At 69.3% G+C, this 12,458-nt stretch carries 13 protein-coding genes; 9 read left to right on the top strand and 4 right to left on the bottom strand.

Annotated elements, in window-relative coordinates; genetic code table 11:
- Window positions 1-159: 159 nt before the first annotated feature.
- Genes ACDP63_RS17585 through ACDP63_RS17565 form a run of 5 tightly spaced genes read left to right on the top strand, consistent with a single transcriptional unit; the run spans window position 160 to window position 4,757 of the window.
- Entirely contained in the window at window positions 160-1,077 is a 918-nt protein-coding gene (locus ACDP63_RS17585; protein ID WP_024845363.1) for a histone deacetylase family protein, read from the top strand.
- Window positions 1,074-1,316, top strand: a complete 243-nt coding sequence (locus ACDP63_RS17580; protein WP_024845364.1) for an exodeoxyribonuclease VII small subunit — start codon at window positions 1,074-1,076, stop codon at window positions 1,314-1,316. Before ACDP63_RS17585 ends, ACDP63_RS17580 begins: the two co-directional genes overlap by 4 nt.
- On the top strand, window positions 1,316-2,179 hold the full coding sequence (locus ACDP63_RS17575) for a polyprenyl synthetase family protein (protein WP_024845365.1): 864 nt from the start codon (window positions 1,316-1,318) through the stop codon (window positions 2,177-2,179). The genes ACDP63_RS17580 and ACDP63_RS17575 overlap by 1 nt, the downstream gene beginning before the upstream one ends.
- A gap of 25 nt (window positions 2,180-2,204) precedes the next feature.
- Window positions 2,205-4,127 (top strand): 1-deoxy-D-xylulose-5-phosphate synthase, encoded by a 1,923-nt coding sequence (gene dxs, locus ACDP63_RS17570; RefSeq protein WP_024845366.1) that lies wholly within the window; start codon window positions 2,205-2,207, stop codon window positions 4,125-4,127.
- 9 nt (window positions 4,128-4,136) lie between these two features.
- Window positions 4,137-4,757: a COG3650 family protein gene (locus ACDP63_RS17565; RefSeq protein ID WP_024845367.1), complete on the top strand. Its 621-nt coding sequence runs from the start codon at window positions 4,137-4,139 to the stop codon at window positions 4,755-4,757.
- On the opposite strand, the gene ACDP63_RS17560 is transcribed toward ACDP63_RS17565, so the two are convergent.
- Window positions 4,754-5,617 carry an SDR family oxidoreductase gene (locus tag ACDP63_RS17560; RefSeq protein ID WP_024845368.1) on the bottom strand — a complete coding sequence of 288 codons (864 nt, stop codon included), beginning with the start codon at window positions 5,615-5,617 and terminating at the stop codon, window positions 4,754-4,756. The two genes, ACDP63_RS17565 and ACDP63_RS17560, sit on opposite strands and share 4 nt — an antisense overlap.
- Window positions 5,614-6,600, bottom strand: a complete 987-nt coding sequence (locus ACDP63_RS17555; protein ID WP_024845369.1) for an LLM class flavin-dependent oxidoreductase — start codon at window positions 6,598-6,600, stop codon at window positions 5,614-5,616. The genes ACDP63_RS17560 and ACDP63_RS17555 overlap by 4 nt, the downstream gene beginning before the upstream one ends.
- Window positions 6,601-6,697: 97 nt before the next feature.
- On the opposite strand from ACDP63_RS17555, the gene ACDP63_RS17550 reads away from it, so the two are divergent.
- The 3 genes from ACDP63_RS17550 (at window position 6,698) to ACDP63_RS17540 (ending at window position 9,688) form a co-directional block, all read left to right on the top strand.
- Window positions 6,698-8,182, top strand: coding sequence for an AMP nucleosidase (locus tag ACDP63_RS17550; protein WP_024845370.1), 1,485 nt, complete (start codon window positions 6,698-6,700; stop codon window positions 8,180-8,182).
- 151 nt (window positions 8,183-8,333) lie between these two features.
- On the top strand, window positions 8,334-8,633 hold the full coding sequence (locus ACDP63_RS17545; protein WP_024845371.1) for an HU family DNA-binding protein: 300 nt from the start codon (window positions 8,334-8,336) through the stop codon (window positions 8,631-8,633).
- 134 nt (window positions 8,634-8,767) lie between these two features.
- The gene (locus ACDP63_RS17540) at window positions 8,768-9,688 is read left to right on the top strand and encodes a DMT family transporter (protein WP_024845372.1); all 921 of its coding nucleotides are present in this window, start codon (window positions 8,768-8,770) and stop codon (window positions 9,686-9,688) included.
- Here the strand turns inward: ACDP63_RS17540 and ACDP63_RS17535 are convergent.
- Window positions 9,643-10,236, bottom strand: a complete 594-nt coding sequence (locus tag ACDP63_RS17535; protein WP_409928372.1) for a glutathione S-transferase family protein — start codon at window positions 10,234-10,236, stop codon at window positions 9,643-9,645. The two genes, ACDP63_RS17540 and ACDP63_RS17535, sit on opposite strands and share 46 nt — an antisense overlap.
- A 60-nt stretch (window positions 10,237-10,296) precedes the next feature.
- Here ACDP63_RS17535 and ACDP63_RS17530 point away from each other — a divergent pair, with 60 nt between their 5' ends.
- Window positions 10,297-10,998 carry a helix-turn-helix transcriptional regulator gene (locus ACDP63_RS17530; protein WP_024845374.1) on the top strand — a complete coding sequence of 234 codons (702 nt, stop codon included), beginning with the start codon at window positions 10,297-10,299 and terminating at the stop codon, window positions 10,996-10,998.
- Here the strand turns inward: ACDP63_RS17530 and ACDP63_RS17525 are convergent.
- Complete coding sequence (locus ACDP63_RS17525) at window positions 10,976-12,379, bottom strand: aminotransferase class V-fold PLP-dependent enzyme (RefSeq protein ID WP_036748060.1); 1,404 nt, start codon at window positions 12,377-12,379, stop codon at window positions 10,976-10,978. The two genes, ACDP63_RS17530 and ACDP63_RS17525, sit on opposite strands and share 23 nt — an antisense overlap.
- Between the last annotated feature and the right edge of the window lie 79 nt (window positions 12,380-12,458).

Genomic DNA, 12,458 nt, shown 5'->3' with positions numbered 1-12,458 from the left:
TCCCCCCGAGGATATTTGACCAAGAAAGAAGCCGGGGCGGGGTGCCGCCATTGCGGGTGCGGGCCTGGCGGGCATTTGCCCTGTCCGGGGGCGGGATTTTCGGCAAGCTGCGGAACATTTCCTTGCCGGGCGGGGCGGCTGTCCATAATCCTTGGGCCGATGACCTTGCTTTATACGCATCCCTCGGGCTTTTCGCATGTGACGCCGCCCAGCCATCCCGAGCAGGTGGCCCGGCTGGATGCCGTGTTGGCCGCGCTGGAGGGGATGGACCTGGAGCGGCGCGAGGCGCCCGAGGCGGCGGAGAGGGACATCCTGCGCGCCCATCCGGCCGGGTACCTGGCGCTTTTGCGGCGGAAGCTGCCGGCCGAGGGCTGGAGCATGCTCGATTCGGACACTTATCTGGCGCCGGGCAGCCTGGAGGCGGCGCGCCATGCCGCCGGCGGGGTCTGCGCCGCCGTGGATGCGGTGCTGGCGGGCGAGGCGCCCAATGCCTTCGTCGCCATGCGCCCGCCGGGCCATCATGCCGAGCGCATGAAGGCCATGGGGTTCTGCATCCTGTCCTCGGTCGCCATCGCCGCCCTGCGGGCGCTGGACCATCACGGGCTGGACCGGGTGGCGGTGCTGGATTTCGACGTGCATCACGGCAACGGCACCCAGGACGTGCTGTGGGACGAGAAGCGGGCGTTCTTCGCCTCGACCCACCAGGTGCCGCTTTATCCCGGCACCGGCGCGGCCTCGGAGCGGGGTGCGCATGGCCAGATCGTCAACATGCCGCTGGCGCCGGGCAGCGGCGGGGACGAGGCGCGCGCGGCCTGGCGGGCGATCTGCGACCGGGTCGCGGCCTGGCGGCCGCAGCTGGTGCTGGTCTCGGCCGGGTTCGACGCCCATGCCGACGACCCCCTTGCCGCGCTGATGTGGCGCGAGGCGGATTTCACCGCCATCACCCGGATGATCTGCGACACGGCGGCGGGGTGTTCGGCCCCGGTGGTATCGGCGCTGGAAGGCGGTTATGATCTGGCCGCTCTGGGCCGCTCGGCGCGCGCCCATGTCGATGTGCTGAGGGAGACTGCCGCGTGACCGGGACCGAGATCGAGAACATGTCCTTCGAGGAGGCGATGAAAGAGCTGGAGGCGACGGTCGGCCGTCTGGAGCATGGCGAGGCCACGCTGGAGGAATCGATCAAGCTCTACGAGCGCGGTGCGGCCCTGCGGGCGCATTGCGACAAGCGCCTGCGCGAGGCCGAGGAGCGGGTGGAAAAGATCACTTTGGCGGCCAACGGCCAGCCCGACGGGACCGTTCCGGCCGAGGGGCTGTGATGCGGGACCGCCTTGCCGAGGTGAAGGCGCAGGTCCAGGCCGCGCTGGACGAGGTCATGGCCGGCCTGCCCGAGGGCGAGCTGACCGATGCCATGCGCTATGCCTGCACCGGCGGCAAGCGCATCCGCGCCTTCCTGGTCATGGAATCGGCGCGGCTGTTCGGCTTGCCCGACGCAGCATCGCTGCCGGTCGCGGCGGCGGTCGAGGCGCTGCATGCCTATAGCCTGGTCCATGACGATCTGCCCTCGATGGACGACGACGACCTGCGCCGCGGCCTGCCCACCGTGCATGTGCAATGGTCCGAGGCCACCGCCATCCTGGCCGGCGACGCGCTGCAAAGCCTGGCTTTTGGCCTTTTGACCGAGCCGCTGGTCGGCCCGCCCGAGGCGCGGCTGGCGTTGGTGTGCGGCCTGTCCGATGCGGCGGGCGGGCGCGGCATGGTCTGGGGCCAGGCGCTGGACATCGCCGCCGAGACCGCCGCCGAGCCCTTGGACCTTGCCGCCATCACCCGGCTGCAGCAGGCCAAGACCGGGGCGCTGATCCAGTTCGCCGCCACCGCCGGCGCGGTCATGGCGGGCGAGGATCCCGGCCCGCTGGCGGAATATGCCCGCAACCTGGGCCTGGCCTTCCAGATCCAGGACGACATTCTCGACGTGACCGGCACCGAGGCCGAGACGGGCAAGCGCACCGGCAAGGACGGCGCCGCCAACAAGGCGACCTTCGTCTCGCTGCTGGGGCTGGAGGGCGCGCGGGACAAGGCGCGCGCGCTGGTCCGAGATGCCGAAGCCGCCCTTGATGCCTATGGCGAGGGCGCAGGAAACTTGCGGCAGCTCGCGCGTTTCGTTATCGAACGCGACGCCTGACAGCCCGCCCGGAGAGGGGCAAGCCATGACCGATGAAACTTCCCACCGCCCCGCGACGCCGATCCTGGACCGGGTTCACCTGCCGTCCGACCTCAAGGATCTGACCGATCGCGAGCTGCGGCAGCTTGCCGACGAGCTGCGGGCCGAGACGGTCAGCGCCGTTTCCGTCACCGGCGGCCATCTGGGCGCCGGGCTGGGCGTGGTCGAACTGACCGTGGCGCTGCACGCGGTCTTTGACGCACCGCGCGACAAGATCATCTGGGACGTGGGCCATCAATGCTATCCGCACAAGATCCTGACCGGGCGCCGCGACCGCATCCGCACCCTGCGGATGGAGGGCGGGCTTTCCGGTTTCACCAAGCGTTCGGAAAGTGCCTATGACCCGTTCGGCGCCGGGCACAGCTCGACCTCGATCAGCGCGGCGCTGGGCTTTGCCATGGCGCGCGAACTGGGCGGCGATCCGGGCGATGCCGTCGCGGTGATCGGCGACGGCGCGATGAGCGCGGGCATGGCCTTCGAGGCGCTGAACAATGCCGGCGACCTGGGCAAGCGGCTGTTCGTGGTCTTGAACGACAACGAGATGTCCATCGCGCCGCCCACCGGGGCGCTGTCGCGCTATCTGACCCGGCTTTACGCCGAGGGGCCGTTCCAGGATCTCAAGGCCGTCGCCAAGGGCGCGGTCGGCTTCCTGCCGCCCAGCCTGCAAGAGGGGGCGCGGCGGGCCAAGGAGATGCTCAAGGGCATGACCGTCGGCGGCACGCTGTTCGAGGAACTGGGGTTTTCCTATATCGGCCCGGTCGATGGCCACGACCTCGACCAGCTTCTGCCGCTTCTGCGCACGGTCAAGGCGCGGGCGACGGGGCCGGTGCTGCTGCATGTCGTGACCCGCAAGGGCAAGGGCTACGGCCCGGCCGAGCGCGCCGCCGACAAGGGCCATGCCACGGCGAAATTCGACGTTCACACCGGCGCGCAGGCCAAGGCGAAATCGAACGCACCCAGCTATACCTCGGTCTTTGCCCGTGCGCTGGTCGATCAGGCCAGCCGCGACGCCCGCATTGTCGCCGTCACCGCCGCCATGCCGGACGGCACCGGGCTGAATCTGTTCGCCGAGCGTTTCCCGCGCCGCTGCTTCGACGTGGGCATTGCCGAGCAGCATGCCGTGACCTTTTCGGCCGGGCTGGCGGCGGGGGGGATGAAGCCGTTCTGCGCGCTTTATTCGACCTTCCTGCAGCGCGGCTACGACCAGGTGGTGCATGACGTGGCGATCCAGCGCCTGCCGGTGCGCTTTGCCATCGACCGCGCCGGTCTGGTCGGTGCCGATGGCGCCACCCATGCCGGCGCCTATGACATCGCCTTCCTCGCGAACCTGCCCGGCATGGTGGTCATGGCCGCCGCGGACGAGGCGGAACTGGTCCATATGGTCGCCACCGCGGCGGCCCATGACGAAGGCCCCATCGCCTTCCGCTATCCGCGCGGCGAGGGCACCGGCGTCGAGATGCCCGAACGCGGCGAGGTGCTGGAAATCGGCAAGGGCCGGGTGGTGGCCGAGGGCAAGCGCGTCGCCATCCTGTCCTTCGGCACCCGGCTGGCCGAGGTCATGCGGGCGCGCGAGGCGCTGCTGGCGCGCGGGATCACGCCCACGGTGGTCGATGCCCGCTTTGCCAAGCCGCTGGACCGCAACCTGATCCTGCGCCTGGCCCGCACGCATGAGGCGCTGATCACCATCGAGGAGGGCGCGGTCGGCGGCTTCGGCAGCCTGGTCGCGCAGCTTCTGTCGGACGAGGGCGTCTTCGACGGCGGGCTGCGTTTCCGCCAGATGGTGTTGCCCGATACATTCATCGACCATGCCAGCCCCGAGGCCATGTATCGCTGCGCCCGCATGTCCGCCCCCGACATCGAGGCCAAGGTGCTGGAGGTTCTGGGCGTGGCGCTGGCGAAACGTGCCTGAGAGGTGACAATGCTGCGTATCCTTCTGACCGGCCTCGCCCTTGCCGCGCCTCTTGCGGTGCAGGCGCAGGATTATCTGCCGCACCTGTTCGACGTCACCGTGGTCGAGACCTGGGACAAGCTGAACGTGCGCGAGGCACCGCACGGGCAGGCCAAGATCATCGGCCGGCTCGCCTCGACCGCCAAGGGGGTCGAGCTGCTGGACCGCGATGCCTCGGGCAAGTGGGGCCTCGTAAACGTGGGCGAGACGACGGGCTGGGTGGCGTTGCGCTTTCTCAAGCCGCAGGCGACGGTCTGGAAGCCCGCCGAACTGCCGCTGGCGCTGCATTGCAGCGGAACCGAGCCCTTCTGGTCGGTCAAGACGGTGCAGAAGGGGTTGGTCTTCAGCGAACCCGATGCGCCCGAGCGCCAGCTTTCGCTGCGCAAGGTCATGGATCGCGGCATCGAGGGCGAGCCCACGCGCGGCATCATCGCCGGCGACGGCAAGGGCCGGCTTACGGCCTTCCTGCGGCCCGAACAATGCTCGGACGGCATGTCGGACCGCGGCTATGCCTTGGCCGTCGCGGTGATTCTGGACGGGCAGGAGCAGCCGTCGCGCATGCTGACGGGCTGCTGCTCGATTGCGCCCTAAGCCTCGGTTCCCTCGGCGCGGGCCAGCGCGGCCAACCCGGCGCGATAGTCGGGATAGCGCAAGGTCACGCCCAACTCGCGCTTGATGCGGTCGTTCGAGACGCGCTTGTTCTCGGCATAGAAGCTGCGCGCCATGGGCGTCATCTCGGCGCTCGCGTAATCCTCGGCGGGCGGCAGGGGCAGGCCCAGCAGTTTGGCGGCGTGGCCGATCACCGCCTCGGGCGGGGCCGGGTCGTCGTCGCAGACATTGTAGATCGCGCCCGGCCGCGGCGCGCGGATCGAGGCCAGCAACACCTGGGCGATGTCCTCGGCATGGATGCGCGAGAAGACCTGGCCGGGTTTGACGATGCGCCGCGCCGTGCCCTCGCGCACCTTGGCAAAGGGGCCGCGCCCCGGCCCATAGATGCCGGCCAGGCGGAAGATGTGCAGCGGCAGGCCGTGTTCGGCGGCGAGCCGCTGCCAGCCCTGCTCGGCCGCGACCCGCTCGCGCCCGCGCCGGGTCGAGGGGGTGCAGGGCGTGTCCTCGTCCACCCAGCCGCCGTCGCGGTCGCCATAGACGCCGGTGGTCGAGAGATAGCCCAGCCAGCGTGGGCGGCCGGCGGCGATCTCGGCGCCGAAGGCTGCCAGCACCGGGTCCGCGCCCCGGTCCGGCCCGACCGAGACCAGGATCGCGTCGGCCTGGGCGATGGCCTTGCGCACGGCATCCTCTTGCCCCGGCCAGCGCAGCGGCTGGGCCCCGGCCTGCGCCACGCGATCGGTGTCGCTGCGGGTGGTGCCGGTGACCTGCCAGCCCTCGGCCAGCAGCAGGGGGGTCAGGAAGCCGGCGGAATAGCCGTGGCCGAAAACCAGCATCCTCGTCATGCACGCCCCCGCAGGATCTCGGCCGCCATGGCGAAGGAGCGGTGCCGCGCGGCCTGGTCGTAGATATTGCCGACCAGGATCAACTCGTCGGGCTGGTGGCGGGCGATCAGCCGGTCCAGCTCGGCCGCGACAGTTTCGGGGCTGCCGACGGCGCTGATGGCCAGCGCGGCGTTGACCGTGGGCAGGATGCGCACCGGGATCGCTTCCAGCACGTCGTCGACCGGCGGCGGCAGCAGGCCCGGCATGCCCAGCCGCAGCCGGGCGAAGCTGATCTGCTGGCTGCTGCGCAGGTGCTGCGCCTCGGCATCGCTGTCGGCGACGATGACGTTCACCGCCAGCATGAAGCGTGGCGCCTGGCCGAACTCGGTGGGCTGGAACCGCTCGCGGTAAAGCCGCAGCGCCTCCTCGAGGTCGCCGGGGGCGAAATGGCTGGCGAAGGCATAGGGCAGGCCAAGCGCCGAGGCGAGGCTGGCGCCGTAAAGCGACGAGCCGAGGATCCAGACCGGGACATTCGTGCCCTGGCCCGGATGGGCCGCGACCGGGGCGCCGGGACGCGGCGGGCCGAGATAGTGCATCAGCTCGACCACGTCGTTGGGAAAATCCTGGTTGCCCTGCAAGGACCGGCGCAATGCGTGCATCACCGCCCCGTCGCCGCCCGGCGCGCGGCCCAGGCCCAGGTCGATGCGCGGCCCGTGGATCGTCGCCAGGGTGCCGAACTGCTCGGCGATGGCCAGCGGCGCGTGGTTGGGCAGCATGACGCCGCCGGCGCCGATGCGGATCGTCCTGGTATGATCCGCCACATGGCCGATCAGCACCGAGGTGGCGGCGCTGGCGATGCCCGGCATGTTGTGATGTTCCGCCAGCCAGAAGCGGCTGTAGCCCCAACCCTCGGCGGCCTGCGCCAATGCCACGGAATTGGCGATGGCCTGGCGCGCGTCCGAACCCTCGGCCACCCCGGCCAGATCGAGAATGGAAAATTCCATGCGCATCACTCCTTTGCCCATCCCAGATAAGGCGTCCGGTGCCGGCTTGCCAGCCCGCCGCCGCGCTGGCACTCTCCGCCGAAACTGGAGAGCGCGCATGATGACCGACAGCCGGAGACTTCCCATCGAGACGCCCGAGCCCGCCGAGCGCGTCTATTTCGACGACCCGGCCGCCGCCGTGGCCCGGCTGATCGCGCTTTACGAGCGTGCCTCGCATTTCCTGCTGGACCATTTCCTGGCCACGCTGAAGGGCGGCCGGCCGGCGGCGCGCTATCGCGCCTTCTACCCCGAATTGCGCATGACCGTGCCGATCCATTCCAAGACGGATTCGCGCCTGTCCTTCGGCCATGTCGCGCTGCCGGGCACCTATTCGACCTCGATCACCCGGCCGGACCTGTTCCGCGGCTACCTGACCGAGCAGATCGGGCTCTTGATGAAGAACCACGGCGTGCCGGTGGCGATCGGCGACAGCGGCACGCCGATGCCGGTGCATTTCGCCGTGGCGACGCAAAGCGACCTGAACGTGCCGCAGGAAGGCGTGCTGGACTATTCGCTGCGCGACGTCTTCGACGTGCCGGACCTGAACACGATGGACGACGACATCGTCAACGGCACCGCCGGGCCGAACCCGGACGGCAGCCACCCGCTGTCGCCCTTTACCGCGCAGCGCGTCGATTACTCGCTGGCGCGGCTGGCGCATTACACCGCGACCCTGCCCGAGCATTTCCAGAATTTCGTGATGTTCACGAACTACCAGTTCTACGTGGACGAGTTCGAGCTTTTCGCCCGCCGCGCGCTGGCCGATCCGCATTCGGGCTATACCGAGTTCGTCGCGCCCGGCAACCAGGTTCTGGAACGGCCCGAGGACATCATCGCCACCGGCGCCAAGATGCCGCAGATGCCGGCCTATCACCTCAAGCGCCCGGATGGCGACGGCATCACGCTGGTCAATATCGGTGTCGGCCCCTCGAACGCCAAGACCGCGACCGACCATATCGCCGTGCTGCGCCCGCATGCCTGGCTGATGGTCGGCCATTGCGCCGGGCTGCGCAACAGCCAGAGCCTGGGCGATTTCGTGCTGGCCCATGCCTATCTGCGCGAGGATCACGTGCTGGACGACGACCTGCCGGTCTGGGTGCCGATCCCGGCCCTGGCCGAGGTGCAGGTCGCCCTGCAAGAGGCGGTGGCCGAGGTCACGCAGCTGGAAGGCTATGAGCTCAAGCGCATCATGCGCACCGGCACGGTGGCCACCATCGACAACCGCAACTGGGAACTGCGCGACCAGTCCGGTCCGGTGCAGCGGCTGTCGCAATCGCGCGCCATCGCGCTGGATATGGAAAGCGCCACCATCGCTGCGAACGGGTTCCGCTTCCGCGTGCCCTATGGCACGCTCCTGTGCGTCTCGGACAAGCCGCTGCATGGCGAGTTGAAGCTGCCCGGCATGGCCACGGATTTCTATCGCACCCAGGTCGCGAACCACTTGCTGATCGGCATCCGGGCCATGGAAAAGCTGCGCGAGACGCCCCTGGAACGCATCCACTCGCGCAAGTTGCGCTCGTTCAACGAGACCGCCTTTCTCTAGAATGGTCCCTGGGTGGCGAATTTCGCAGCGTTTGCTGGGGAAAGTCGCCGAAAAAGCTTGATCTGCGCTTAAAAAGCTTGTGTAGCGGCAAGCGTGCCGCCAAGGTGGCGTCCGAAAATTTCCCGAACGGGGAACAACGAGGAGACAGAATATGGCCCAGGCCGCTTCGAAACCGATGACCAAGACCCAGCTCGTCGCCACGCTGGCCGATGAAATGGGCAGCGACAAGAAGACCGCCGCGGCGGCCCTGGACGCGCTTTCGGCCGTCGTGTCGCGCACGGTCGCCGAAGGTGGTGCCGTCACCCTGCCGGGCATCGGCAAGGTTGCCTGCCGCACCCGCCCCGAGCGTCAGGTCCGCAATCCGCAGACCCAGGAAATGATGACCAAGCCCGCCGACAAGGTGGTCAAGGTCACCATCGCCAAGGCGCTGAAGGACAGCGTGAACGCCTGATCCCGGCTTTTTGCCGCATAAGGGGCCGCGCATGACCTGCGCGGCTTCTGTCATTTCCGGGCCTTGCCTGGATCGTGGCCCTTGCGCCCGCCGGCCCATCTGCTAGCCCATGGGGGCAAGGGCAGGGGGGCGACATGGATTTCAGGGCGATTCTGATGGGTTTCGGCTTTGCGGTCCTTTGGGCCTCGGCCTTCACCTCGACGCGCATGATCGTCACGGCCGCCCCGCCGCTGACCGCGCTGGTGATCCGGTTCGGCCTCTCTGCCATGGTGGCGATCCCGCTGGCCCGCGCCATGGGCCAGAGCTGGCGCCTGAGCCGGGCCGAATGGCGCACGGTGATCCTGTTCGGCCTGTGCCAGAACGCGCTTTACCTGGGGTTCAGCTGGGTTGCCATGCAATATGTCGAGGCGTCGGTCTCGGCCATCATCGCCTCGATGATGCCGCTGGTCGTCGCCTTCCTGGGCTGGCTGCTTTACGGCGAACGGCTGCGCTCCATCGCCGTGGCCGGGCTGGTCGCGGGCGTGGCCGGCGTCACGCTGATCATGGGGGTGCGGCTTCAGCACGGGCTGGACGTGCCGGGGGTGATCCTGTGCCTGATCGGCATGGTGGCGCTGACCTTCGCCACGCTGGCGGCGCGCGGGGCCGGGGGCAGCCGCAACATGATGATGCTGGTCGGCCTGCAAATGGCCGTCGGTGCCGCCCTGCTGCTGGTCCCGGCGGTGCTGATGGAATGGGGCCGCCCGGTGGAATGGAGCGCCGGCCTGCTCTGGGCCTTTGCCTATACGGTGATCGCGCCCGGCATCGGCGCGACCTGGCTGTGGTTCCGGCTGGTCAACCGCATCGGCGCGGTTCGGGCGGCGACCTTTCATTTCCTGTCGCCGATCTTCGGCGTCGCCATTGCCGCCGCGCTTCTGGGCGAGCGGTTCGGCACCTCGGACGTGGTCGGCGCGCTGATCGTGGCGGCGGGCATCCTGATGGTGCAGCTGGCCAAGCTGCCCGCGGCGGCGCCTCAGCCGTCGATCCCTGCCGCCCGCGCCATCGAGGGGCGGGACTGAATCCGCTGCGCCCATGCGTCGATGGCGGGGGTTCGCGGCATGTCCGTGCCAAAGAACAGCAAGGGGCTGGCGATCAGCAGGTCGGCGGCCGAGAAGCGGTCGCCCAGCAGCCAGGGCTGCTGGCCCAGCACTTCGTCCAGCTGCCGGATCGCGGTGTCGTAATCGCGGAAGGTCACCATCAGGGCCGGATGCTCGATCTTGAAGAAGTTCAGGATCGCCACCGGCTCCAGAACCCCCTGATACCAGCTGAGCCAGCTCAGATACTGGCCGCGCCCCGGATCGCCCGGCAGCGGACCCAGCCCCGCCTCGGGGAACATATCGGTCAGATACAGCATGATGGCGCCCCGTTCGCGCACGTGATCCGCGCCATTGACCAGATAGGGCACCTTGCCCTCGGGATGCGGGTTCGCCGGGTCGCGCCCGCCCGAGCCGTCCTGACGCGGGATCGTCACCTGGCGGATCTCGACCTTGTCGAGGATGCCCAGCTCCGCCAGCAGCACGAGGATGGTCGAGGAGCGGCTTTTCGGGGCGTGGTATAGGGTCAGCATCTTGGCCTCCTGCATTGATGGGGGCAGAATGGCGCAGGCCCCCTGACAGAAGGTGACAGCATGTCCCGCACCGACCGGCTGATGCGCCTGATGGACGCGCTGCGCCGCCTGCCCGCGCCGGTGACGGCCGCGCGGCTGGCCGAGGAGACCGGCGTCTCCCTCCGCCAGCTCTATCGCGACATCGCCACGCTGCGCGCCGGCGGCGCGCTGATCGACGGCGAGGCGGGGCTGGGCTATACGCTGACCGAAGACCCCGCCCTGCCGCCGCAAAGCTTTTCGCGGCTGGAGATCGAGGCGCTGCTGCTCGCCATCTCGGGCCTGCGCACGCTGGGCGATCCCGAACTGACCCGCGCGGGCGAGGATGCCATGGCCCGCATCATCGCCACCCTGCCCGAAAGCCAGGGCCGCCATGCCATGCACACCACCATGCGGCTGTTTCGCGAGCCGGCGCAGCGTCCCAGCCCGCAGGTGGACATGGCGCTGCTGCGCCAGGCCCTGTGGGAAGAGCGCAGCCTGGTCATCGACTATCTGGACCTGCAGGGCCGGGCCAGCACGCGCGAGATCTGGCCGCTGGGCATGTCCTACAGCGACAATCACATGATGTTGCTGGCGCATTGCCGGCTGCGGCAGGATTTCCGCACCTTCCACATCCCGCGCATCCAGGCCATGCGGCCGGGCGGCGAAAGCTTCCGGCCGCGCCGCGTGGCCCTGGTGCGGGAATACGTCTTGCGGCCCTGCGCTACGCGGCTGCAACCGGGGTGAAGATCGCGGTCGCCCGGTCGCAGCGGTAATGCGCCAGGTGATCGGCGGCGTGTTCGGCCAACTCGCAGACGGCGTCCAGGATCGCCTCGATTTCGGCACGCGGGGCGGCCCAGCACAGGTTCAGCCGCACGAAGCCGGGCTTCTCGATCTCGTCCCCGGCCAGGATCGCGGCGCGCAGCCGGGCCGAGGTCTCGGGGCCCAGCCCCAGCAGGTGATGGACATAGGGCCCGGCGCAGGCGCAGCCGCCGCGCGCCTGCACGCCGTAAAGGTCCGACAGCATCCGCGTCGCCAGTTGCTGATGGACAAAGCCGCCCCGCCCGTCGCGGATGCGGAAGCTGAAAAACGGCAGGCGCGGCGCGTCCAGGTTGCCCAGCAACTCGATCCTCGGATGGTTCCGCAGCCGCGCCATCCCCAGCGCCAGCCATTCGGCATGGCGCGCGTCGATGCGTTCCTCTCCCACGGCGGCCTTGGTCAGGAAGACCAGCGCGGCGCGGATGTCGCCGATCACGTTCGGGGTGCCGCCTTCCTCGCGCGCCTCCAGCGACAGGGCATAGTCGTGGCCCTCGGGCGAGACGAAACGCACCGTGCCGCCGCCGGGCAGGGTGGGGCGGTCCGCCAGCACCGCGTCGCGGCGCAGGATCAGGACGCCCGAGGCGCCCGGCCCGCCGATGAACTTGTGCGGCGAGATCACCACCGCATCCATGCCCAGCCGCATGTCGATGGGCAGATAGGGCGCGCCGCCGGCATGGTCCCAGACCACCTTGGCCCCAGCCGCCTTCAGGATGCGCGTGACCTCGGCCACGTCGGTCAGCGTGCCGGTGACATTCGAGGTGGCCGAGAAGCTGCCGATCACCGGCCCTTCGGCGCGGTCCAGCGCCGCGCGCAGCGCCGCGAGGTCCGGCCCGCCGGTGGCGGCTTCGGGGATGGTCACGACCTCGGCGCCGCTTTCGCGCCAGGGCAGGATGTTCGAGTGATGCTCGTAAGGCCCGATCAGCACCGTGGCCCCCGGCCCAGCGCCCAGCAGGTCCACCAGCCGGTTGATGGCCTGCGTCGCACCCGAGCCGGTAAAGATCACCGCATGTTCGGCGCCGGCATGGGTGCAGAATCCGATCACCTCGCGCGCGGCGCGGCGCATCCGGGTCATGATGCCGCCGCAATGGCTGGCCTCGGTATGGCTGTTGGCATACCAGGGCAGGACATTCTCCATCACCCAGTCCTCGATGGGCCGCAGCGCCCGGCCCGAGGCAATGTAATCGGCATAGATCATCCGCCGCGGCCCGAAGGGGCCGTCGATCACCGCGTCGCGGCCGATCACGCCGTCATGGATTACCTGCATCGGGTCGTCGCCCAGCCGGGCAAGGTAGCTGTCGAAAGGCGGCATCGGATTCCTCGTCTTTATGCGCGAATCTTGACCCGCAACGGCCGAGGAATCATTCTGAATGTCTGCCAATATGCCGGAT

The sequence above is a fragment of the Paracoccus sp. P2 genome (assembly GCF_046335115.1).
GTDB classification, from domain to species: Bacteria; Pseudomonadota; Alphaproteobacteria; order Rhodobacterales; family Rhodobacteraceae; genus Paracoccus; species Paracoccus pantotrophus.
This window is presented reverse-complemented; position numbering and strand designations above follow the sequence as displayed.

Coding starts and splice junctions, on each gene's coding strand:
- ACDP63_RS17555 (WP_024845369.1), bottom strand. CDS start 6,600: ATGGAATTTTCCATTCTCGATCTGGCCGGGGTGGCCGAGGGTTCGGAC.
- ACDP63_RS17550 (WP_024845370.1), top strand. CDS start 6,698: ATGATGACCGACAGCCGGAGACTTCCCATCGAGACGCCCGAGCCCGCC.
- ACDP63_RS17525 (WP_036748060.1), bottom strand. CDS start 12,379: ATGCCGCCTTTCGACAGCTACCTTGCCCGGCTGGGCGACGACCCGATG.
- ACDP63_RS17540 (WP_024845372.1), top strand. CDS start 8,768: ATGGATTTCAGGGCGATTCTGATGGGTTTCGGCTTTGCGGTCCTTTGG.
- ACDP63_RS17575 (WP_024845365.1), top strand. CDS start 1,316: ATGCGGGACCGCCTTGCCGAGGTGAAGGCGCAGGTCCAGGCCGCGCTG.
- ACDP63_RS17565 (WP_024845367.1), top strand. CDS start 4,137: ATGCTGCGTATCCTTCTGACCGGCCTCGCCCTTGCCGCGCCTCTTGCG.
- dxs (WP_024845366.1), top strand. CDS start 2,205: ATGACCGATGAAACTTCCCACCGCCCCGCGACGCCGATCCTGGACCGG.
- ACDP63_RS17535 (WP_409928372.1), bottom strand. CDS start 10,236: ATGCTGACCCTATACCACGCCCCGAAAAGCCGCTCCTCGACCATCCTC.
- ACDP63_RS17545 (WP_024845371.1), top strand. CDS start 8,334: ATGGCCCAGGCCGCTTCGAAACCGATGACCAAGACCCAGCTCGTCGCC.
- ACDP63_RS17585 (WP_024845363.1), top strand. CDS start 160: ATGACCTTGCTTTATACGCATCCCTCGGGCTTTTCGCATGTGACGCCG.
- ACDP63_RS17560 (WP_024845368.1), bottom strand. CDS start 5,617: ATGACGAGGATGCTGGTTTTCGGCCACGGCTATTCCGCCGGCTTCCTG.
- ACDP63_RS17530 (WP_024845374.1), top strand. CDS start 10,297: ATGTCCCGCACCGACCGGCTGATGCGCCTGATGGACGCGCTGCGCCGC.